At 69.4% G+C, this 21,958-nt stretch carries 19 protein-coding genes; 11 read left to right on the top strand and 8 right to left on the bottom strand.

Annotated features, from left to right (window positions below):
* Positions 1-60: 60 nt before the first annotated feature.
* Together JHN45_RS35230 and glgB are read left to right on the top strand one after the other, a co-directional pair.
* A complete protein-coding gene (locus JHN45_RS35230) occupies positions 61-1,434 on the top strand; it encodes a phosphotransferase (protein ID WP_201053306.1) in 1,374 nt (457 codons plus the stop codon).
* A gap of 25 nt (positions 1,435-1,459) precedes the next feature.
* The gene (gene glgB / locus JHN45_RS35225; protein ID WP_201053299.1) at positions 1,460-4,006 is read left to right on the top strand and encodes a 1,4-alpha-glucan branching enzyme; all 2,547 of its coding nucleotides are present in this window, start codon (positions 1,460-1,462) and stop codon (positions 4,004-4,006) included.
* Here glgB and JHN45_RS35220 read toward each other — a convergent pair.
* The 4 genes from JHN45_RS35220 to JHN45_RS35205 form a co-directional block, all read right to left on the bottom strand.
* Positions 4,003-6,258, bottom strand: a complete 2,256-nt coding sequence (locus JHN45_RS35220) for a UvrD-helicase domain-containing protein (protein ID WP_236584453.1) — start codon at positions 6,256-6,258, stop codon at positions 4,003-4,005. The genes glgB and JHN45_RS35220 overlap by 4 nt on opposite strands.
* A gap of 149 nt (positions 6,259-6,407) precedes the next feature.
* Positions 6,408-6,722: a thioredoxin gene (trxA, locus tag JHN45_RS35215; RefSeq protein WP_200715360.1), complete on the bottom strand. Its 315-nt coding sequence runs from the start codon at positions 6,720-6,722 to the stop codon at positions 6,408-6,410.
* A 14-nt stretch (positions 6,723-6,736) separates the two neighbouring features.
* Positions 6,737-7,123, bottom strand: coding sequence for a MerR family transcriptional regulator (locus tag JHN45_RS35210; protein WP_093629193.1), 387 nt, complete (start codon positions 7,121-7,123; stop codon positions 6,737-6,739).
* 59 nt (positions 7,124-7,182) lie between these two features.
* Positions 7,183-7,692 carry an Lrp/AsnC family transcriptional regulator gene (locus JHN45_RS35205; RefSeq protein ID WP_201053290.1) on the bottom strand — a complete coding sequence of 170 codons (510 nt, stop codon included), beginning with the start codon at positions 7,690-7,692 and terminating at the stop codon, positions 7,183-7,185.
* Positions 7,693-7,737: 45 nt separating this feature from the next.
* On the opposite strand from JHN45_RS35205, the gene JHN45_RS35200 reads away from it, so the two are divergent.
* Complete coding sequence (locus JHN45_RS35200; RefSeq protein WP_374195659.1) at positions 7,738-8,652, top strand: NAD-dependent epimerase/dehydratase family protein; 915 nt, start codon at positions 7,738-7,740, stop codon at positions 8,650-8,652.
* A 1-nt stretch (position 8,653) separates the two neighbouring features.
* The gene (locus tag JHN45_RS35195; protein WP_201053286.1) at positions 8,654-9,553 is read left to right on the top strand and encodes an aldo/keto reductase; all 900 of its coding nucleotides are present in this window, start codon (positions 8,654-8,656) and stop codon (positions 9,551-9,553) included.
* Here JHN45_RS35195 and JHN45_RS35190 read toward each other — a convergent pair.
* Positions 9,543-10,307, bottom strand: a complete 765-nt coding sequence (locus JHN45_RS35190) for a DUF2127 domain-containing protein (RefSeq protein ID WP_200715368.1) — start codon at positions 10,305-10,307, stop codon at positions 9,543-9,545. The genes JHN45_RS35195 and JHN45_RS35190 overlap by 11 nt on opposite strands.
* A 208-nt stretch (positions 10,308-10,515) precedes the next feature.
* On the bottom strand, positions 10,516-11,928 hold the full coding sequence (locus tag JHN45_RS35185; RefSeq protein WP_236584451.1) for a cation:dicarboxylate symporter family transporter: 1,413 nt from the start codon (positions 11,926-11,928) through the stop codon (positions 10,516-10,518).
* Positions 11,929-12,095: 167 nt separating this feature from the next.
* Between JHN45_RS35185 and JHN45_RS35180 the strand changes: the two genes are divergently transcribed.
* Both JHN45_RS35180 and JHN45_RS35175 read left to right on the top strand, forming a co-directional pair.
* Positions 12,096-13,802, top strand: coding sequence for a sensor histidine kinase (locus JHN45_RS35180; protein WP_201053282.1), 1,707 nt, complete (start codon positions 12,096-12,098; stop codon positions 13,800-13,802).
* On the top strand, positions 13,799-14,482 hold the full coding sequence (locus JHN45_RS35175; protein ID WP_201053280.1) for a response regulator: 684 nt from the start codon (positions 13,799-13,801) through the stop codon (positions 14,480-14,482). Before JHN45_RS35180 ends, JHN45_RS35175 begins: the two co-directional genes overlap by 4 nt.
* On the opposite strand, the gene JHN45_RS35170 is transcribed toward JHN45_RS35175, so the two are convergent.
* Positions 14,472-15,026, bottom strand: a complete 555-nt coding sequence (locus JHN45_RS35170; RefSeq protein WP_201053273.1) for a hypothetical protein — start codon at positions 15,024-15,026, stop codon at positions 14,472-14,474. The two genes, JHN45_RS35175 and JHN45_RS35170, sit on opposite strands and share 11 nt — an antisense overlap.
* 60 nt (positions 15,027-15,086) lie before the next feature.
* Here JHN45_RS35170 and JHN45_RS35165 point away from each other — a divergent pair, with 60 nt between their 5' ends.
* From JHN45_RS35165 to JHN45_RS35145, 5 genes are all read left to right on the top strand, one after another.
* On the top strand, positions 15,087-15,971 hold the full coding sequence (locus JHN45_RS35165) for a 5'-methylthioadenosine/S-adenosylhomocysteine nucleosidase (protein ID WP_201053271.1): 885 nt from the start codon (positions 15,087-15,089) through the stop codon (positions 15,969-15,971).
* Positions 15,972-16,011: 40 nt separating this feature from the next.
* A complete protein-coding gene (locus JHN45_RS35160) occupies positions 16,012-18,000 on the top strand; it encodes a tetratricopeptide repeat protein (RefSeq protein WP_201053264.1) in 1,989 nt (662 codons plus the stop codon).
* A gap of 72 nt (positions 18,001-18,072) precedes the next feature.
* Positions 18,073-19,467, top strand: a complete 1,395-nt coding sequence (locus tag JHN45_RS35155; protein WP_374195658.1) for an extracellular solute-binding protein — start codon at positions 18,073-18,075, stop codon at positions 19,465-19,467.
* The gene (locus tag JHN45_RS35150; RefSeq protein ID WP_201053257.1) at positions 19,464-20,429 is read left to right on the top strand and encodes a carbohydrate ABC transporter permease; all 966 of its coding nucleotides are present in this window, start codon (positions 19,464-19,466) and stop codon (positions 20,427-20,429) included. The genes JHN45_RS35155 and JHN45_RS35150 overlap by 4 nt, the downstream gene beginning before the upstream one ends.
* A 3-nt stretch (positions 20,430-20,432) precedes the next feature.
* Entirely contained in the window at positions 20,433-21,272 is an 840-nt protein-coding gene (locus JHN45_RS35145; RefSeq protein WP_201053255.1) for a carbohydrate ABC transporter permease, read from the top strand.
* Here the strand turns inward: JHN45_RS35145 and JHN45_RS35140 are convergent.
* Positions 21,262-21,958, bottom strand: a 697-nt coding sequence (locus JHN45_RS35140; RefSeq protein ID WP_201053253.1) for a tetratricopeptide repeat protein, incomplete at its 5' end; no start/stop codon positions are given. The genes JHN45_RS35145 and JHN45_RS35140 overlap by 11 nt on opposite strands.

Genomic DNA, 21,958 nt, shown 5'->3' with positions numbered 1-21,958 from the left:
CCCCGCCCGGGGCACGCAACAGTGACACCCCGACCACCCCGGGGAAAGGAACGTGACGCCATGGCGGAAACTGTCACACTTTCCGGCCGGACCAGTCCCGGTCCCGGCCTCCTCGCGTCCCTCGACCCCCTCCTGCGGGAGTGGCTGCCGAGGCAGCGGTGGTTCGCGGGCAAAGGCCGTCCCGTCACCGGTTTCTCGCTGGTGGCCGCCACCGAACTGCTGCCGGTGGACGGCCCGCTCGGCCTGTACCACCTGCTGGTCCGTGCCCATCAGGCACCCGCGCCCGGCGAGTGCTACCAGCTCCTCATAGGCGTGCGCGAGGCGCTGCCGCCCCGGCTCGCGCCCGCGCTGATCGGACATGTGGAGGAGGGCCCGCTCGCCGGACGCACGGTGTACGAGGCCCTGCACGACCCCCGGCCCGCCGAGGTGCTCCTGGAAGCCCTGCGCACCCAGGCCCACATCGGCGGGCTGCGCTTCGAACGGGACCCGGGCCAGGAGATCGCGGCCGGTCTCGCACCCCGCCTGATGACCGCCGAGCAGTCCAACTCGTCCGTCGTCTACGGCGACCGGTTCATCCTGAAGCTGCTGCGCCGGATCGTCCCCGGCACCAACCCCGACCTGGAACTCCCGCTCGCCCTCGCCCTGGAGGGCTGCCCCCGGGTGCCCGCGCCGACGGCGTGGCTGCGCGCGGAGTTCGCCGAGGAGCCGTACGTCCTCGGGGTGCTCCAGCCGTTCGTACGGGGCGCGACCGACGGCTGGGAACTGGCGCTGCGCGAGCTGCGCAAGGGCGAGGACTTCGGCGCGGAGGCACGGGCGCTGGGGCGGGCCACGGCCGAGGTCCATGTGGCGCTGGCCCGGGCACTGCCCACCACGACCCTGGGCCGCGTCCAGCTGGACCTGCTGGTGACGGGCATGACCGAGCGGCTCGACGCGGCGGCACAGGCCGTCCCCGTGCTCCGGCCGTACGTACCCGGACTGCGTACGGCGTTCTCGGCACTGGCCGATCTCGCGGCCGAGGGACACACCTGGACCGCCCAGCGCATCCACGGCGACCTGCACCTCGGCCAGTGCCTGCGCTCGCCGTCCGGGGAGTGGTCGCTGATCGACTTCGAGGGCGAGCCCTCCCGGCCACTGGCGGAACGCCGACTGCCCCAGCCGCCGGTGCGGGACATCGCGGGGATGCTGCGGTCCTTCGACTACGCGGCCCACTCCGCCGACCCGCCGGCCCCGGGCTGGGCGGCGCGGTGCCGGGCCGCGTACTGCTCCGGGTACGCGGAGATCGCCGGTGCGGACCCGCGCACCGACCCCGTCCTGCTGCGCGCGTACGAGACGGACAAGGCGGTCTACGAGGTCGTCTACGAGGCCCGGCACCGCCCCGACTGGCTCCCGGTCCCGCTCTCCGCCGTACGCCGCCTCGCCAACCCGACCACCTGACCCACCCCGCCCAGGAGGCCCCGCCGTGACCCCGCGCACCCCGTCGTCCAACGGTCCGGATCCGAAGAAGAAGGCCGCCGCGAAGAAGGCGACGGCCAAGAAGGGTGCCGGTGCCGGGAAGAAGAGCTCAGCGAAGAAGAACGCGCTGAAGAAGGCCGGGGGCAAGAAGGCTTCGGCCAAGAAGACGAGCGCCGCCGAGAAGGCCACGCGCAAGACGGTGACGGCCGACACGGGCACCGGCTCGCCCACCCCCGAGCCGACGCCCGCACTCACGCCTGCGCCTGCGCCTGCGCCGGAGAAGGACGCGCCCGCGCTCACATCCGCATCATCACCCACGCCCGAAATCGAACCCGTACCCACGCCCACGCCCGCACCCGCACCCGCACCCGCACCGGAGATCGCCATATCCCCTGCCCTAGATGCCCTGGACCGCGACCGCCTCCTCCACGGCACCCACCACGCCCCGCACTCCGTCCTCGGCGCCCACCCGGTCCCCGGCGGCATCGCGTTCCGGGTGTTCCGGCCGTTCGCACTCGGCGTGACCGTCGTGACGGACGGCTCGACGTCCGAACTGCACGACGACGGGGACGGCTTCTTCTCCGGGCTGCTCCCCCTCCCCGACGTACCGGAGTACCGGCTCCTCGTGGCCTACGACGGCACCGTGCAGGACATCGAGGACGCGTACCGTTTCCTGCCCGCGCTCGGTGACCTGGACCTGCATCTGATCGGCGAGGGCCGGCACGAGCAGCTGTGGCAGGCGCTCGGCGCGGAGCCGATGACCCACCAGGGCGTTACCGGCACCCGCTTCACGGTGTGGGCGCCGAACGCCCGGGGCGTACGGCTGGCAGGCACCTTCAACTTCTGGGACGGCACGGGCGCCCCGATGCGCTCGCTCGGCGCCACCGGCGTCTGGGAACTGTTCATGCCGGGCATCGGCGAGGGCGAGCTGTACAAGTTCGAGATCACCAGGCCCGACGGTTCCAAGACCATGCGCGCCGACCCGATGGCCCGCCGGACGGAGGTCCCGCCCGCCACGTCCTCCATCGTGACGGCCTCGCACCACGAGTGGGACGACGCGGAGTGGATAGCCGGGCGCACCGAAGTCCCGTCCCACGAGGCACCGTTCTCCGTCTACGAGATCCATCTCGCCTCCTGGCGCCCGGGCCTGACATATCGTCAGCTCGCCGAGCAACTCCCCGCCTACGTCAAGGACTTGGGCTTCACCCACGTGGAGCTGATGCCGGTCGCCGAGCATCCCTTCGGTGGTTCATGGGGCTACCAGGTCACCGGCTTCTACGCCCCGACGGCCCGCCTCGGCACCCCCGACGACTTCAAGTTCCTGGTCGACGCCCTGCACCAGGCGGGCATCGGCGTCCTGATGGACTGGGTCCCGGCCCACTTCCCGCGCGACGACTGGGCGTTGGCCGAGTTCGACGGACGGCCCCTGTACGAGCACGAGGACCCGCTCCGCGCCGCGCACCCCGACTGGGGCACGCTGGAGTTCGACTTCGGCCGCCGCGAGGTGCGCAACTTCCTGGTGGCGAACGCCGTGTACTGGTGCGAGGAGTTCCACATCGACGGCCTGCGCGTGGACGCGGTCGCCTCGATGCTCTACCTCGACTACTCGCGCGAGCCGGGTCAGTGGACCCCGAACGAGCACGGCGGCCGGGAGAACCTGGACGCGGTGGCCTTCCTCCAGGAGATGAACGCGACCGTGTACCGGCGGGTGCCCAGCGTCGTGACGATCGCCGAGGAATCCACCGCCTGGGACGGCGTGACCCGCCCCACCGACACCGGCGGCCTCGGCTTCGGGTTCAAGTGGAACATGGGCTGGATGCACGACTCGCTCGACTACATGACCCACGACCCGGTCCACCGCCGACACCACCACGGCGAGATGACGTTCTCCATGGTCTACGCGTACAGCGAGAACTACGTCCTCCCGATCTCGCACGACGAAGTGGTCCACGGCAAGCGCTCGTTGGTGTCGAAGATGCCCGGCGACTGGTGGCAGCAGCGCGCCAACCTCCGCGCCTACCTCGCCTTCATGTGGGCCCACCCGGGCAAGCAACTCCTCTTCATGGGCCAGGAGTTCGCCCAGGGCGCCGAGTGGTCCGAGACCCACGGCCCCGACTGGTGGCTCCTCGACCCGGCCTACGGCGCCGAAGCCGACCACCGGGGCGTACGCGACCTGGTCCGCGACCTCAACACGGTCTACCGCCACACGCCTTCGCTCTGGCAGCTGGACACCGACCCCACCGGCTTCCAGTGGATAACGGGCGACGCGGCCGAGGACAACGTCTTCGCCTTCCTCCGCCACGACACCGACGGCACCCCCCTCCTCGCCGTCAGCAACTTCTCCCCCGTCGTCCGCCACGACTACCGCCTCGGCGTCCCCGACGACACCCCCGCCTGGCACGAAGCCCTCAACACCGACACCGCGGTCTACGGCGGCAGCGACGTCACCAACCCCGACCCGATAAAGCCCGAACCCACCGCGTGGCACGGCCGCTCGGCAAGCATCCGCCTTACGCTGCCACCGCTGGCGACGGTGTGGCTGCGGCCGGCCTAGGACAGCTCCGGTACATCGGTGAGCGCGCGGGGCAGCGGTCCCGTGTGCACCACCCCGAGCCGCTGAGTGGCCCGGGTCAACGCCACGTACAGATCGCTCGTGCCGTAACGCCCCGGCTCGACGACAAGTACGGAGTCGAATTCCAAGCCCTTGGCCTGGCGCGGGTCCAGCAGGACGACCGTCCGCGTCAGGTCCGGCTCCGCGCCCGCCGTCACTCCGTCGAGGCGCGCGGCCAGCCGCCGGTGCAGGTCGCGCGGGGCGATGACGGCCAACCGGCCCTCGGCGGGGGTGAGTTCGCCGACGGCCTTGGCCACGGCGCCGGGGAGGTCGTCGGTGGCGCGCACCCAGGGCCGTACGCCCGTGGACCGTACCGAACTCGGCGGTTCGAAGTCGGGGTGCTCGGCGCGGACGACGGCTGCCGCGAGGTCCATGATCTCGGCGGGGGTGCGGTAGTTGACGCCGAGGCGGGTGTGGGTGAAGCGGTCCTCGACGTAGGGGGCGAGGATCGCCGACCAGGAGCCGACGCCCGCCGGTTCCGCGGTCTGGGCCGGGTCGCCGACCAGGGTCATCGAGCGGGTGGGGCTGCGCCGCATGAGCAACCGCCAGGCCATCGGGGAGAGTTCCTGTGCCTCGTCGACGATGATGTGGCCGAACGCCCAGGTCCGGTCGGCCGCCGCGCGCTCGGCGGCGCTGCGGTGGTCCTCCTCCTCGTGCCGCTCGGCGAAGCGCTCCGCGTCGATGATGTCGTGCGCGGACAGCACCTCGGAGCCCTCGGGGTCGCCCTCCTCCTTGTCCTCGAACTCGAAGGTCCGGGAGGCGAAGGACACGTCCAACACGCCCTGCGCGAACGACACTTGCTCCTCGCGCTCGCGCTGGGCCCGCGCCCGCACCACCCGGTCGTCGCGGCCGAGGAGTTCGGCGGCCTCGTCGAGCAGCGGTACGTCCGCCACGGTCCACTCGCGGGTCACCGGGCGGCGGATGGCGTCCGCGTCGTCGTCGGAGACGTAGCCGACGGGGTCGGCGAGGAAGTCCGCGACGAGGTACTGCGGGGTCAGCCGCGGCCACAACTGGTCGATGGCGGCCCAGACTTCGGGGTTCTCGGCGAGTTCGTCGCGGATCTGCGTGATGTCGCTGGGGTCGAGCAGGTTGCTGCCGTCGAAGGGGTCGGTGCCGATGCGTTCGGCGACCATCTCCGTGAGGGTGTTGAGGATGTGGCCCTCGAAGTGCTCGCGGGCCGCGTTGTGCGGGAGCCCGGCCTCGCGGGTGCGGTCGCGGGCCATCCGGACCAGTCCGTCGTCGAGCATGAGGATCTCGCGGTCGTGCTCGATCGCGATCACCGGGTCGGGGAGCGACTGCCAGTCGCGTACGACCCTGGCGAGGACGTCGGCCATGTCGGCGCGGCCCTTCACCGCGGCGGCGGCCCGGCTGTCGGTGGCGGTCGCCTTCACACCGGGGAACAGCTCGCCGACGGTCGCCAGCAGTACGCCGGTCTCGCCGAGGGAGGGCAGCACCTCACCGATGTAGCCGAGGAACGCGGGGTTCGGGCCGACGATGAGGACGGCGCGCTTGGCGAGCAACTCCCGGTGTTCGTACAGGAGATACGCGGCCCGGTGCAGCGCGACGGCGGTCTTGCCGGTGCCGGGTCCGCCCTCGACGACGAGCACGCCTCGATGGGGTGCCCGGATGATCTCGTCCTGCTCGGCCTGGATGGTCTGGACGATGTCGCTCATCCGGCCGGTGCGCGCGGAGTTGAGCGCGGCGAGCAGCACCGCGTCGCCGGTCGGGTCCTCGTGGCCGGTGCGGGTGGCGTCCCCGAGGTCGAGGATCTCGTCGTGCAGGGCGGTGACGCGGCGGCCGTCGGTGGTGAGGTGCCGGCGGCGGCGCAGACCCATCGGGGTGTGGCCGGTGGCGAGGTAGAAGGGGCGGGCGACATCGGCCCGCCAGTCGATCAGGATCGGGGTGAGGTCGGCGTCGTCGGCGCGGATGCCGATGCGGCCGATGTGGTGCCGGACTCCGGAGGTCAGGTCGATCCGGCCGAAGCAGAGCGAGCCGTCCACGGCGTTCAGCGCGGCCAGCAGCCCCGAGCGCTCGGCGACCAGGATGTCCCGCTCGAGCCGGGCCTGCATGGGTGTGTTGCCCTGCCCGAGCGCGTCCGTGACGGAGTCCTCGGTGGCGCCGCGCAGCGCGTCCACGCGCGTGTACAGACCGTCGATGAATTCCTGCTCACCGTGAATTTCATCGCTGTTTGACAATTCCACTCCCGGACCTATATACTGTGCTCACTGAGCCTCTTTGCGACCTAATTCCCATGAAGTCGCGAACCATTGAATATACGCAAAAGAATCCCCCGAGCGCAATTGCTCAGGGGATTTTTTCGTGCCTGCGGATCGTGTCAGCGGGTTCAGATCACGTCGGCCAGTTCCTCCAGCAGCCGCCGCTTCGGCCTGGCTCCCACCATGGCCTTCACCGGCTCACCGCCCCGGAAGACCATGAACGTGGGCATCGAGAGAACCTTGTACGCGTTCGTGGTCTCCGGATTCTGGTCCACGTTCAGCTGGACCACCTTCAGCCGCTCGCCCTCCTCCGCGGCGAGCGCCCGCAGCACCGGCGCCATCTGCCGGCACGGCGGGCACCAGTCCGCGGTGAACTCCACCAGCACCGGCAACTCGGCCCCGATCACCTCGGCCGTGAAGTTCTCGTCCGTCACATCGGTCACGTGCGTCACATCGATCACAGTTCAGACCCTCCCAGTTCGCACAACGGCGTCGGCTCCTCGACGGTCGCCAGCCGCACCCCGATCTCCGCCCGCACCGCCTGCAACTCCCCGATCAGGGAATCCAGTTCGGCCAGCTTGCGCCGGTAGACCGCGAGCGACGCCGGGCACGAGTCGCCCTCCGGGTGCCCGGCCCGCAGACACTCCACGAAGGGCCGCGTCTCCTCCAGGTCGAACCCGAAGTCCTGCAGGGTCCTGATCTGCCGCAGCAGCTTCAGATCCCCCTCGTCGTACGTCCGGTACCCGTTGCCACCGCGCCGCGCGGGCAGCAGCCCCCGCGACTCGTAGTACCTGAGCGTTCGCGTCGTGGTCCCGGCCCGCGCGGCCAGCTCGCCGATTCGCATGCCCCCGACGGTAATCCTTGACGTCGGCGTCAGGGCAAGAGCGGTCACGGCAGGAACGGTCAGGGCAGGAGCGGTTTCCGCTCCACCGGGGAGGTCAGCACGATCGACGTCGTGGTGCGCCCAAGCGCGGAGACCGCTTCGAGGACGTCCTCCAGGTGGACGGTGTCCCGGACGACGACCTTGAGGATCCAGCAGTCCTCGCCGACGACATGGTGCACCTCGGTGATCTCGGGGCGCTCGATCAGCTCCAGGGTCCTGGGGTGCTTCAGGTTGTAGCCGCCGTGCGGATTGACCCGGATGAACGCCTGGATGCCGTAACCGAGCCGGCCGGGGACCACCTGGGCGCCGTAGCCGCTGATCACGCCCGCGGTCTCCAGCCGCCGCACCCGCTCGGTGACCGCCGCCGGACTCAGCCGGACGCGTCGCCCCAGCTCGCTGAGCTTGATCCGGCCGTCGGTCTGGAGGAGTTGCAGAATCTGCCGGTCCACGGCGTCGAAGGCCGCCGATGTTTCATCGGCACCGGCCCGCGAATGCCGTGGTTCTTTCGGTGCGGCGGCCGGAACTCCCATGTCTTCCCCTTCAGTCCATACGGTTGCGCCAGCAGAATTATGGTCATGGAAAAGGCGCGAGAGGTATTGGTCATCGGCGGCAACCGCTACTTCGGCAAGCGGCTGATCGCCCGGCTGCTGGCCGCCGGAGACCGGGTCACGGTCCTCAACCGGGGTTCGTCCGCGCCGCCCGCCGGAGCGGCGCACCTGATCGCCGACCGCGACGACGAGGACGCGCTGCGCACCGCGCTCGGCCCGCGCACCTTCGACGTCGTCGTCGACCAGGTCTGCTACACCCCGCGCCAGGCGGCGATCGCCCGCCGCGTCTTCACCGGCCGCACCGGCCGCTACGTCATGACGTCGACGGTCGAGGTGTACGAGTACGAGGACTCAGCCGAACTCGTGGGCGAGGCGGCCGTCGATCCGGTCGCCGTGCCCGTCGACCTCGAACTCCCCTGGGACGCACCGGAGTTCCTCGACACGCACTACGGCGAGGGCAAGCGCCAGGCGGAGGCGGTCTTCGCGGCACCGGGACCGGAGTTGCCGTATGCGGCCGTCCGCGTGGCCCATGTCCTGGGCGGCGCCGACGACTTCACCGGCCGCCTCCAGCACTACGCCGACCGCATCCGCGCGGGCGAGCCGATCGCCGTACCGGCCGCGAACCACCCGGCGACCTACATCCACGTCGACGAGATCGCCGACTTCCTCCACTGGACGGTCGGCCAGGACTTCACCGGCCCGGTCAACGCGGCCTCCCACGGCCTGCTGACCACACAGGAGTTGTGCGAGGCGATCTCCGCACACCTCCCCTCCGGCAGCACGGTCCTCCGCACGGTAGAGGTCGGCGAGACCTCCCCCTTCTCCTTCGCCCGCGCCTACGGCATGGCCAACTCCCGTGCGGAGCGGCTCGGTTTCGCCTTCGGTGACGTACGGCGGTGGCTGCCGCAGGCGGTCGCCGAGACCCTGGGAAAGGACAACTGACATGCGGTACCGCGCACTTGGCGACCTGCGGGTGAGCGCCGTGGGACTCGGCGCGATGCCGCTGTCCCTGCCGGGCCGCCCGGACGGACGACGCGCGCTCGCCACGGTGCACGCCGCCCTGGACGCGGGCGTGACCCTGCTGGACACGGCGGACTCCTACCACCTCCCCGGTGCCGAACCCGGCCACAACGAACGGCTGATCGCCCGCGCGCTCGCGAGTTACGGCGGCGACACGTCCGACGTGCTGGTCACCACCAAGGGCGGGCGCGGCAGACCGGCGGACGGCAGCTGGACGGTGACCGGTTCGCCACGCCACCTCAAGGCCGCCGCCGAGTCCTCCCTGCAGCGGCTCGGCGTGGACGCGATCGGCCTCTACCAGCTCCACAAGCCCGACCCGGACGTGCCCTACGAGGAGTCGGTGGGTGCCCTGCGCGAACTGCTCGACGAGGGCAAGATCCGGCTGGCCGGCATCTCCAACACGGACACCGGCCTGATCCGCCGGGCCCACGCGATCCTCGGCGACCGTCTGGTGTCGGTGCAGAACCAGTACTCGCCCGCCGTCCGGGACAGCGAGCCGGAGCTGCGGCTCTGCGCCGAACTCGGCCTGGCCTTCCTGCCGTGGAGCCCGCTCGGCGGTATCTCCCGCAGCTCCCTGGACGGCCCGCAGGACCCGGACGGCGCGACCGGCTCCACCGCGTTCCACTCGGTGGCCCGCGAGCACGGGGTCAGCCCCCAACAGGTTTGTCTGGCCTGGCTGTTGGCGAAGTCACCGACCGTGATCCCGATCCCGGGCGCCAGTCGCCCCGAGTCCGTCCGGGACTCGACACAGGCGGCGGAACTGACCCTGACCACGGCCCAGCTGACGCGCCTGGACCAGGGTCTCAAGGGCGTCAGACCATGACCCCGGCGGACGTCTCCACTTCGAGCAGGGACGCGCTCTCCCGCTCCTCGTCGAAGGCCTTGCGCCCCCCGCGCAGCCCGAACAGCCGCTTGGCGAGGGCGATGTAGAGGACGGCGAGGATGTTGAGGACGAGGGTGGCGATCTTCAACCAGCTGATGTGCTCGGTGAGTTCGTAGATCTCCAGCGGCAGGAACGCGGCGGTCGCGACCACCGTCAGATACTCCGCCCAGCGCTTGGCGTACCAGAGCCCGCCGGCCTCGACGAGTTCGATCAGCGCGTACGCCAGCAGCAGTACGGCGACCAGGACCAGCGTGGAGTGCTTGTAGCCGAAGGTCTTCTGGATGGAGCCGACGACCGGCGAGTGGTCGAGGTCGTAATGGAAGTGCTTGAAGACCGGGCGGAAGACGTTCAGGTAGTCGTCGAAGAGCTTGCGCACCGAGTCCTGGCTGTTGCTGAACTTCCACACCGCGGCGGCGACCAGCACGATGAACACCCCGCGCACGGCCCGCTCGATCGCCAGGAACCGCAGGATGAACAGGTCCCGCAGCACCTTCCCGCGCGGCACCAGCGGGGCGTTCTCGGCGGGCCCCGAGCCGTGCGGGTCGCCGAGCACGAAGTCGCCGCAGCGCAGACAGCGCCAGGCCGCACCGAACTTGGTCTCGACGCGCAGCCGCTCCCGCAGCACCGTCTCGTCGGGCGCGTACGTCACATGCCCGTGCCGTGCGCAGTGCCGCCGGTCCCAGTCGATCTTCATGCCCATGTCCCCCGTGACTCCCGCCGAACGAAAACGTGCCATACCGCGCCGGAGTTTTCCGGCACGGCACGGCACGGTAGTGCATCCCCCAGAAGTGCGGGGAGGTGGACCGGGCGGCTGAGCGACGGGGGGACACCCAGCCACCCGGAGTCCGTGGGGCGTCCGGACCTTGTTCAGGTGGGTCCGGGCGCCCCGCTCGGGGGGCGGATCAGGCCTTGGCGAGTTCCTTCTCGCCGCCCTGCTCGGGCACACCGTCGAGGTGCTCGTCGCTGTCCTCGTCGAGCAACGTCTTCTCGTCGAAGGGCAGTTCACCCGCGAGGACGCGGTCCACCCGCTCCTTGTCGACCTCGCCGGTCCAGGTGCCGATGAGCAGCGTGGCGACGGCGTTGCCGGCGAAGTTGGTGACCGCGCGGGCCTCGCTCATGAAGCGGTCGATGCCGATGATCAGGCCGACACCGTCGACCAGGGCCGGCTTGTGCGACTGCAGACCGCTGGCGAGCACGGCGATACCGGAGCCGGAAACCCCTGCCGCACCCTTCGAAGCGACCATCATGAAGAGCAGCAGCCCGATCTGCTGGCCGATGCTCATCGGCTGGTCCATGGCGTCGGCGATGAACAGCGAGGCCATGGTCAGGTAGATCATCGTGCCGTCGAGGTTGAAGGAGTAGCCGGTCGGCACGGTGATGCCGACGACCGGGCGGCTGACACCGAGGTGCTCCATCTTCGCGATGAGCCGCGGCAGCGCGGACTCGGACGAGGAGGTGGAGACGATCAGCAGGAACTCGCGGCCGAGGTACTTCAGCAGCTGGAAGAGGTTGACCTTGGCGACCAGCTTGGTCAGCGTGCCGAGCACGATCACGATGAACAGGAAGCAGGTGACGTAGAAGCCGAGCATGATCGTGCCGAGCGCCTTGAGGGCGTCCATGCCGGTCTCGCCGATGACGGCGGCCATCGCGCCGAAGGCGCCGACGGGCGCGGCCCACATGATCATGCCGAGGATGCGGAAGACCAGCTTCTGGATGTACTCGACCCCGCGCAGCACCGGCTCACCGGTCCGGCCCATGGCCTGCAGCGCGAAGCCCGCGAGGAGCGCGATCAGCAGCGTCTGGAGAACCTGGCCCTCGGTGAACGCCGACACGAAGGTGGTCGGGATGATCCCGAGCAGGAAGTCGACCGGGCCCTCGGCGGCGGCCTGGGCCTGCGTGTGTCCGACGCCCTTGACGGCCTCGGTCAGGTGCATGCCGCTGCCCGGGTGGATGATGTTGCCGACGACCAGGCCGATGGCCAGCGCCACGAACGACATCGCGATGAAGTAGCCGAGCGCGAGCCCGCCGACCTTGCCGACCTGCGCGGCCTTCCGTACGGAGCCGACGCCGAGCACGATCGTGCAGAAGATGATCGGCGAGATCATCATCTTGATCAGCGAGACGAAGCCGGTACCGATCGGCTTCAGTTCCTTGGCGAAGTCGGGCGCGATGAACCCGACGGCGATGCCGAGGGCGACCGCGACGATCACCGCGATGTAGAGGTAGTGGGTACGGTCCCGCTTCGCGGGGGGTGCGGCAGGTGCGGGAGCGGTGCTGGCCACGGCTGCCCTCCTTGACGACGTCGTCGGCATCATCCGGCGTGCGGCTCACGACCGGCGGAATCCCGTTGTGCGGCTCACATCCGGGAAGATCCGGGAGATGGGGGCTCCCAGGGGGTTGCGGTGACTATCTCCTGGCTTGTGAGGGCGGTCACCCTTACGTTCATTTAGTTCGCGCCATTTCGGAGAGGCACACTGACGACATGCGCTTCCCGCACATCCCCCGCCCCCGCAGCCTCGCCGGTCAGCTCTTCGGCATGCAGGCGGTGCTGATAGCGGTCGTCGTCGCCGGGTACGCGCTGTTCACCTACGTCAGCGACCGCAGCCAGGCCGAGGACGCGGCCGGCCGCCAGGCCACGGCCGTGGCCCGCTCGGTCGCGGACTCGCCGTCGGTGGTCGCGGCGATCGGTACGTCCGACCCCACCGCGCACCTCGAGACGTACTCCCTGCGCGTACAGCGGGACACCCAGGTCGACTTCGTCACGATCATGAACCCGCAGGGCATCCGCTGGACCCACCCGGACAAGAACCAGATCGGCAAGAAGTTCCTCGGCCACATCGGGCCCGCCCTCAAGGGCGACTCCTTCACCGAGACCTACACCGGCACACTCGGCGCGTCCGTCCGCGCGGTCACCCCGATCTACAACACCGGTCACACCCGGATCATCGGCCTGGTCAGCGCCGGCATCCGGGTCGAGGCGATCACCCAGCGGGTGCAGGACCAGGTGACGGCCCTGATCGGCGTCGCGGCCGGCGCCCTGGCACTGGGTGCCGTAGGGACGTACGTCATCAACGCCCGCCTCCGCCGCCACACCCACAACATGAACGCGACCGAGCTGAGCCATATGCACGACTACCACCAGGCCGCGCTGCACGCGGTACGGGAAGGGCTGCTGATGCTCGACGGGCAGTACCGGGTGGCGCTCATGAACGACGGCGGACGCGAGCTGCTGGGAGTGACGGGTGACGTGGTCGGCCGCTCGGTCGCGGACCTGGGCCTGCCCGCACCACTGACGGGGGCACTGCTGTCGTCGGAGGAACGGGTGGACGAGGTACACCTGACGGCGTCACGAGTGCTGGTCGTGAACACGTCCCCGGTGTCGGGCGGCGAACGCCGAGGAACGGTGGTGACGTTGCGAGACGTCACCGAACTCCAGTCCCTGATGGGCGAGTTGGACTCGGAGCGCGGCTTCACGCAGGCGCTCCGCTCACAGGCGCACGAGGCGGCGAACCGCCTGCACACGGTGGTGTCGTTGATCGAACTCGGCCGGGCGGAGGAGGCGGTGGACTTCGCGACGGCGGAACTGGAGCTGGCCCAGACCCTGACCGACCAGGTCGTCTCGGCGGTCAACGAGCCTGTGCTGGCTGCCCTGTTGCTGGGCAAGACGGCCCAATCGAACGAGCGGGGCGTCGAGTTGGTGGTGTCCGAGGACAGTGGATTGGACGACGGTCTGCTGCCGGACTCCTTGTCCGCGCGGGACTTGGTGACGATCCTCGGGAACCTGATCGACAACGCGGTGGACGCGGCGCAGGGGAGCCTGCGGGCACGGGTCACGGTGACAGCGCGGACGGAGGCGGAGCCGGACGCTACGGGTTCCAGCTCCGGCTCCGCGCTGGTGCTGCGGGTGGCGGACACGGGGACGGGGGTGGACCCGGCGCACGCGGAGGCGGTCTTCCAGCGCGGCTTCTCGACGAAGCCGGCGGGACCGGGCGGCCGGGGGCTGGGGCTGGCGTTGGTACGGCAGGCGGTGAACCGGCATGAGGGGACGTTGACAGTGGCTGAGGCGGAGGGAGGCGGGGCGGTGTTCGAGGTGCGGTTGCCGTTGTGGGGGACGGAGACGGGTAGCGGTGAGGGTGCTGTCGGGGCGTCGTCGTCTCCGGGCGCTGGTTCCAGAGGTGAGGGCTCATGACTACGGCCGAGCCGATCCGCGTGCTGATCGTGGAGGACGATCCCGTCGCCGCCGACGCGCACGTCATGTACGTGGGCCGGGTGCCGGGGTTCGTGGCGGTGGGCAAGGCGCACACGGGGGCGGAGGCGAGGCGGGCGCTGGAGCGTACGCAGGTGGATCTGTTGTTGCTGGATCTGCATCTGCCGGATGCGCACGGCCTGCAACTGGCGCGCTCGCTGCGGGCCGCCGGCTACCACGCGGACGTGATCGCGGTGACGTCGGCGCGGGATCTGGCGGTGGTGCGGGAGGGGGTGTCACTGGGTGTCGTCCAGTACGTCCTGAAGCCGTTCACCTTCGCCACCCTGCGGGACCGGCTGGTGCGGTACGCCGAGTTCCACGCGGCGGCGGGCGAGGCGAGCGGCCAGGACGAGGTCGACCGGGCGCTGGCTGCCCTGCGGGCGCCTTCGCCTGCGGCACTGCCGAAGGGCCTGAGTGCGCCGACGCTGGAGAAGGTGACGGTCACTCTGCGGGACTGCGGGGAAGGGCTTACGGCCGCGGGGGTGGCTGAGGCGGTGGGGATTTCCCGGATCACGGCTCGGCGGTATTTGGAGCATCTGGTGGAGGCGGGGAGGGCGGCACGGAGTCCGCAGTACGGGACTGTGGGGCGGCCCGAGTTGCAGTATCGGTGGGTCAAGGGGTAGGCGGGCGGGGCGAGTTGGACGGTCGTGCGTAGCTGAGGACCTGGTGGCCGAGGCCGACGACGATGAGCGCCTCGGCGACGGACAGGGCGAGCAGGCCGGGTGTCGTCTGGCCTGCGGCCCAGTAGACGATGAGCCCGGCGAGCGGGACGACACAGAACGCCAGCAGGTCGACGGACGACTGGATGACCTTGCGGGAGCGCCGACGGGTGTCGGAACGGTGGGCGGCCTCCCACGCGAACACCGCCTCGGCTTGGGCGAGTTCGGCGAGCCGCGGCCCCAGCTCGTCCCGTACGTACGTCCCGATCGCGGAGATCTTCTCGTCGTTCACGAGGTAGGTCCAGCCGAGCACGACACACACCGGGGGCAGCGCGAGCAGCATCTCGGACTGCTTGGCCTGGGCCGCGGCGGCGATGACAGCGGCGACGATGGTGAGGGTGACGTAGAGGAGGTTGTCGCGGAAACCGATGCGGGTCTTCTGCTCGTCCTTGACGGTCTGGTACTCGGCGAGGAGCAGTTGGGCCACGGTGACGTCTCCCTCGGACACGCTGCTCCCCCTCGCTCTGGTGCCAACACGCCCACTGTGCAGGCACCTTGGCAGTACTTTATGAGGGTGCCGGAGACAAATCCCACCGTGGTGGTACTGACCGCATTGTCCCTTGAGTACGAGGCCGTGCTCGGCCATCTCGACGACGAAGTACACAAGCGCGTGCACGAACAGGGCACACGAGCCGAGGTGGCCCGGCTGCCCGGCACCCCCTGGGATGTCGCCCTGGTGGAGATGGGTGAGGGAGCCCGCACGGCCGCCGCGCTCACCGAACGGGTCATCACCTGGCTCAAGCCGCAGGCGGTCATCTTCGTCGGAGTGGCCGGGAGCCTCAAGCAGGACATCCCGGTCGGTGATGTCGTGATCGCGACGAAGGTGTACGGCATCCACGGCGGCAAGGAGACTCCCAAGGGCTTCCTCGTCCGCCCGGAGGCCTGGCACGCCTCCCATCACCTCGAACAGGCCGCGCGCCACGCCCTGCGCCGCGACCGGCACGTGCACTTCAAGCCGATCGCGACAGGCGACGTGGTGCTCGCCTCGGCCAGGTCCGCGCTGATGCAACACCTCAGGACCCAGTACAACGACGCCGCCGCCATCGAGATGGAGGGGGCGGGTGTGGTCCAAGCGGTGGAACTGGCAGGCGGGGACGCGCTGGTCATCCGGGGCATCAGCGACCGTGCGAACGCGGCCAAGTCCCGCAAGGACGAGGAAGGTTGGCAGCCTCGGGCCGCGGAGAACGCGGCTGCGGCGGCCGTTGCGGTACTGCGGGAGTTGATGCCATTCCGGGGGCGGTCGGAGCGGTCCGGATCGGGGTCCGACGGGGATGCCGAGGACTCCGAGGAGGGGCCCCATCGGGCGGCGACGTACGGAGGGGATCACCTCGACTTTCGGGGGAGCACCTTCAACGGGCCGTTCGTTGCCAAGCGGGTGGACCGGGAGCGGTAGTAGCGGGGCGGGGCGCGGGTCCGTTCACGGGCCGGTGCCGGTGGCTACGGCCGCGTTGCCTGCGGTGCCGGCAGGGTTCACCGGGCGCGACGAGGACTTGGCACGCCTGTTTCCGGTACTCGACCCGGCCACGGAGTCCGATCTGCCGGTGGTGATCTGCGCGGTGTCGGGGTTGGGCGGGATCGGGAAGACGTCGTTGGCATTGTGTGCCGCGCATCGGGCGGTGCGGGACGGGTGGTTTCCGGGCGGGACGTTGTTCGTCGACTTTCGGGGGTACGACGAGGATCCGGTCACGGCGGATCAGGCGGTGGTTGCGCTGTTGGATGGGATGGGGGTTCGGGGGGCGGATCTTCCGCAGACGGTGACAGGGCAGTACGGGTTGTATCGGCGGCTGTTGGCGGAGGAGCGGCGGTCGATGTTGTTGGTTCTCGACAACGCGTCGGATGCAGGGCAGGTGATGCCGCTTGTGCCGGGGACGGATCATCACCGGGTGCTGGTCACCTCCCGGGACCGGCTCACCGACCTGGAAGCTCAGCTGATCGACCTCGATGTCCTCAACACGGAGGGTGCCACCGACCTCATCAATAGATCCTTGCGGCTCAGCGATCGCAGCGATGATCGGGCAACGCGCGAACCGGAGCCTGTGTCGGAACTCGCCACACTCTGCGGCCACCACCCGCTCGCGCTGAAGATGACCGCAGGGATGCTGCGCAGGCGCCGCCACCGCTCCGTCGCATCCCTTGTGGACGAGTTGCGGGGTGCCGAGGATCGGACGGCGGCTCTCGGACTCCGCCCGCTTTTCGAAGCGGCGTACCGGCAACTGCCGTCTGCGCAGGCCAGGTTGCTGCGTCTGCTCGCCCTGGCTCCGGCGGCCGAAGTCGGCAGCGAAACGGCCGCCGCACTGGCGGACCTCGGCGTCGACCAGACGTTCGCCCTGCTCGAAGAGCTCGCGGCAGCCCACCTTGTTACGCCTGTTCCGGGAGGGGCGGACGTGCGGTGGCGGTTGCATGACTTGGTGCGGGTGTTCGGGGTGGGTGTGGTCAAGGGAGACGCGGAGTTGTGGGAGGAGGGAGAGGCGGCGCGGGAGCGGGTGCTGGCGTTCTACCACCGGTGGGCGCGGGCGGCGGATGGCTGGTTGCGGTGGCCGCCAGGGAAGTCGGTGTCGGAGCGGTTTGTGGATCGGGCGGGGGCGTTGGCGTGGCTGGACTCCGAGCGGGCGGGTTTGGTGGCGGCGGTGCAGTGGGCGCGGGAGGAGCGGTACGCGGACACGGCGGTGCGGCTGTCGCAGTGCCTGGGGGAGTATCTGTACTGGCGGCGCTCTTTCGACGACTGGATCACGGTGTGCGGTGTCGCGCGGGAAGCTGCCCACCGCGCCGGTAACCGGATGGAGGAGGCCATCGCGTGGAACAGTCTCGGCGCCGCCCTTCGGGAGACGGGCCAGGCGGAAGAGGCCATCGTCGCCCACATCCGGGCCCGCGACCTCTTCCAGACCGTCGGAGATCGCCTCCGCGAGGCCATCGCGTGGAACAACCTCGGCCTGCCTCTGCGGGAGGCGGACCGGGTGGAGGAGGCGATCGACGCCCACACCCGCGCCCTCGACCTGTACAAGGCCGCCGGGGACCGCCCCCGCGAGGCCATCGCGTGGAACAACCTCGGCCTCGCCCTGCGTCAGGCAGGCCGGGTGGAGGAGGCGATCGACGCCCACACCCGCGCCCTCGACCTGTACAAGGCCGTCGGGGACCGCCACGGCGAGGCCAGGGCGTGGAACAACCTCGGCGCCACCCTGCAGAAGGCGGCTCGGCTGGAGGAGGAGGTTGAGGCGTATGAGAAGGCCCTGGAGGGCTTCCGAGACTTCGACGACTGGTACGAGACGGGCCGCACCCTCTACAACCTGGCTCTCGCCCACCAGCACGCCGCCCGCCCCACCGAGGCCCGCGCCCACTACCTCCAGTCCGCCGCCGCCTACACCCGAGCCAACGCCCCCGCCGATGCCGCCTACGCCCAATCCCGCGCAGACGCATTGACCTGACTAGACCACTCCACTTACCTTCACCGGGCAGCCATCCGCCCAGGCCACAACGTAGTGAGCCCGTAGGAGGTCGTGCCCGTGCGCCCCACCGCCGTCCGCCCCCACCGAACTGCCCTACTCACACCTCTAGTTACTCTCGCCCTCGCCGCAACCACCCTCACCGCCTGCGGCAGCGGTTCCGGCAGCAGCCCGGACACCGTCAAGATCTCCTTCAAACAGTCGACGGACAACTCCATCAAGGTGATGGACACCTATCTCGCCGACATGAAGAAGCAGTTCGAGAAGCAGTACCCCGGCAAGAAGGTCGAGCTCGTCCCGATCAAGGCCCCGGACTCGGAGTACTACACCAAGCTCCAGCAGATGCTCCGCTCCCCGAAGACGGCCCCGGACCTGGTCTACGAGGACACGTTCCTCATCAACAGCGACATCACGTCCGGCTACCTCAAGCCCCTCGACTCGTACCTCTCCAAGTGGCCGGACTGGAACCAGTTCGTCGACACGGCGAAGTCGGCCGCGAAGGCCGAGGACGGGAAGACGTACGGCGTCCCGGACGGGACCGACACCCGCGGCCTGTGGTTCGACAAGGGAATCTTCAAGAAGGCGGGCCTGCCCACGAATTGGCAGCCGAAGACGTGGGACGACGTCCTCGCCGCGGCCCGCACGATCAAGCAGAAGGTCCCGAACGTCACCCCCCTCAACGTCTACACCGGCAAACCGGCCGGCGAAGCCGCCACCATGCAGGGCTTCGAGATGCTGCTCTACGGCACCAACGACGGGACGACAGACCCCCTTTACGACAAGTCGTCGAAGAAGTGGATCGCGGGCAGCCAAGGCTTCAAGGACGCCCTCTCCTTCGTGCACACGGTCTACAAGGAGAAGCTCGGCCCGGATGTGTCGGACGCCCTCGACCCCAACATCCAGACCTACGTGTTCGGTGACATGCTCCCCAAGGGCAAACTCGGCATCGCCCTCGACGGATCCTGGCTGCCGCAGGCGTGGTTGAAGGGCAGCGGTCACGAATGGCCGCAGTGGTCACAGGAGTTGGGCCTCGCCTACATGCCCACGCAGAACGGCCAGGCCCCCGGCAAGGTGAGCATGTCCGGCGGCTGGACCTGGGCGATCCCCTCCAAGGCCGGCAACCCGGACCTCGCCTTCGACTTCATCAAGACGATGCAGACGAAGGCGAACGCGGAGAAGTGGTACATCGCCAACTCTGGTATCTCCGTGCGGAAGGACGTCGCCGCCGACCCCGCGTACGCGACCGCCCAGCCCGGCATCAAGTTCTTCACGGACCTCGTCGCGAGCACGCACTACCGCCCCGCCTACCCGGCGTACCCGAAGGTCTCCACCGCGATCCAGGAGGCGATGGAGGGCGTGACAACGGGCGACATGTCCGTTGACAAGGCGGCGAGTTCGTACGACGACGAACTCAAGTCGGCCACGGACAACCAGGTCACCCAGAAGTGACCACCGCACCCCGGCAAGCGGCGGGCCCGGACGCGACGAAGTCCGCACCGCGCCCCCGGCAGTCCGCGTACCAGCCGCCAACCCCCCGCAACGACCACCGCACCCTCCGCCGCGTCCTCACCCAACTCCTCCCCCTCTCCCCCGCCCTGACCCTCCTGCTCCTCTTCCTGGCCGTCCCGATCGGCTACTGCGCCTACATCGCCTTCACCGACCTCCAACTCACCGGCCAGGCCCACTCGTCCTTCGTGGGCTTCGCGAATTTCCGTACGGCCTTCAAGGACTCGGAATTCCTCAACGCGGTATGGCTGACGCTGGTGTTCACGGTGTTGTCGTCCCTGATCGGCCAGAACACCCTGGGCCTGGCGCTCGCGACCCTCATGCAGCGCGCGTCAAAACCGATCCGCACGCTCACCGGCGCGATCGTGATCACGGCCTGGGTCCTCCCGGAGGTCGTGGCCGGCTTCCTCCTCTACGCCTTCTTCCGCCGCGAAGGCACCCTGAACGCCATCCTGGACTGGCTCCATCTCCCGTCCGAGAACTGGCTGTTCACGCTCCCGATCCTGGCGGTGTCCTTCGCGAACGTCTGGCGCGGAACAGCGTTCTCGATGCTGGTCTACTCAGCCGCCCTCAACGAAATCCCCAAGGAGATCACGGAGGCGGCGGAGGTCGACGGCGCGGGCGGCTGGCGCCGCATGTGGCACATCACGCTGCCGATGATCCGCCGCTCGATCGGCACGAACCTCATGCTCAACACCCTCCAGACCCTCTCCGTCTTCGGTCTGATCTGGGTGATGACGAGAGGCGGCCCGGGAAACAAGAGCCAGACCCTCCCCCTCTACATGTACGAACAGGCCTTCCAGAACAGCATGATCGGCTACGCCACGGCGGTAGCGCTCCTCCTGCTCCTGGTCGGCTCGCTCTTCTCGGTGATCTACATGCGCCTGCTGCGAACGGAGGTCTGACCCATGGCACTCACCCTCTCCTCCCGCCGCAGAAGCAGACGCCTGGCGGCGGACGCGGGCCTGCTGGTGGTCGCGGCAACGTTCGCGCTCCCCCTGCTCTGGGTGATCCTGTCGTCCCTAGACCCTCACGCGGACCTGAAGGTGAAGGCCCCCGACGGCCTCACCCTGGACAACTTCCACGCGATCCTGAACTCGGACATCACCTTCACCCCCCTCCTCAACAGCCTGATCCTGTGCGGCTTCGGAACACTGCTGACGGTGGTGTGCTCGGCACTGGCGGCGTACCCGCTGTCCCGCTTCCGGTCGCGGCTCAATCGCCCGTTCCTACTGACGATTCTCTTCGCAACGAGCCTTCCGATCACCGCGATCATGGTGCCGGTGTACGCGTTGTTCGTGCAGGTGAACCTCATCGACACGATGCAGGGCACGATCTTCTTCTTCGCCGCGTCTCAACTCCCGTTCGCCATCTGGCTGATGAAGAACTTCATGGACGGCGTACCGAAGGAACTGGAGGAGGCGGCGTGGACGGACGGCGCGTCGTCGTTCCAGTCCCTCGTGCGGATCGTCCTTCCGCTGATGGGACCGGGCGTCGCGGTGGTGACCGTCTTCTCGTTCGTGATGATGTGGGGGAACTTCTTCGTCCCGTTCATGCTGCTGCTCACCCCGGACCAGATGCCGGCGAGCGTGAGCATCAATGAGTTCTTCGGGAATCGGGGGATGGTGGCGTATGGGCAGTTGGCCGCGTTCTCGGTTGTTTATTCGACGCCGGTGATTTTGTTGTATGTGCTGGTGGCGCGGCGGTTGGGTGGGGGGTTCGCTTTGGGTGGGGCTGTTAAGGGGTGATCTGTTCGGCCCAGGTGCGGGCTTTGGCTGCTTCGGTGGGTGCGTTGGCGCGGCTGTAGGCGTCGGCGGACTGGAGGTAGCAGATGCGGGCCTCGGCTGGGCGGGCGGCGTGCAGGTGGGCGATGGCCAGGTTGTAGAGGGTTCCGCCTGCCCGGTACCAGTCCTCGAACTCCCGGTAGCCTTTCAGCGCCTTCGCGTACGCCTCAACTGCTTCCTCCACCCGGTCCGTTTCCCGCAGGGCGGTGCCGAGGTTGCCCCACGCCATGGCCTCGCCGTGGCGATCCCCAACGGCCTGGAACAGGTCGCGGGCCTGGGTGTGCATACCGATCGCCTCCTCTGCCCGGCCTTCCCCCAGCACGAGACCGAGGTTGCCCAACGCCCTGGCCTCGCCGTGGCGATCCCCGACAGCCTGGTACAGGGTCCGAGCGCGAGTATGGGCGTCGACCGCCTCCCTCACCCGGCCCGCCTCCCCCAAAGCGAAGCCTAGGTTGTTCCACGCCATGGCCTCGCGATGACGGTCCCCGGCCGCCTGGAACAGGTCGCGGGCGCGAGTATGGGCGACGATAGCCTCCTCCGACCGGCCCGTTTCCCGCAGGGCGATGCCGAGACTGGTCCACGCGCTGGCCTCAGCCACCCGGTCACCGGCACGGTGGGCAGCCTCCTGCGCGACACCGCACACCGTGATC

Origin of the sequence: Streptomyces sp. MBT53 (assembly GCF_016654115.1) — a bacterium.
Classification (GTDB): domain Bacteria; phylum Actinomycetota; class Actinomycetes; order Streptomycetales; family Streptomycetaceae; genus Streptomyces.
This window is presented reverse-complemented; position numbering and strand designations above follow the sequence as displayed.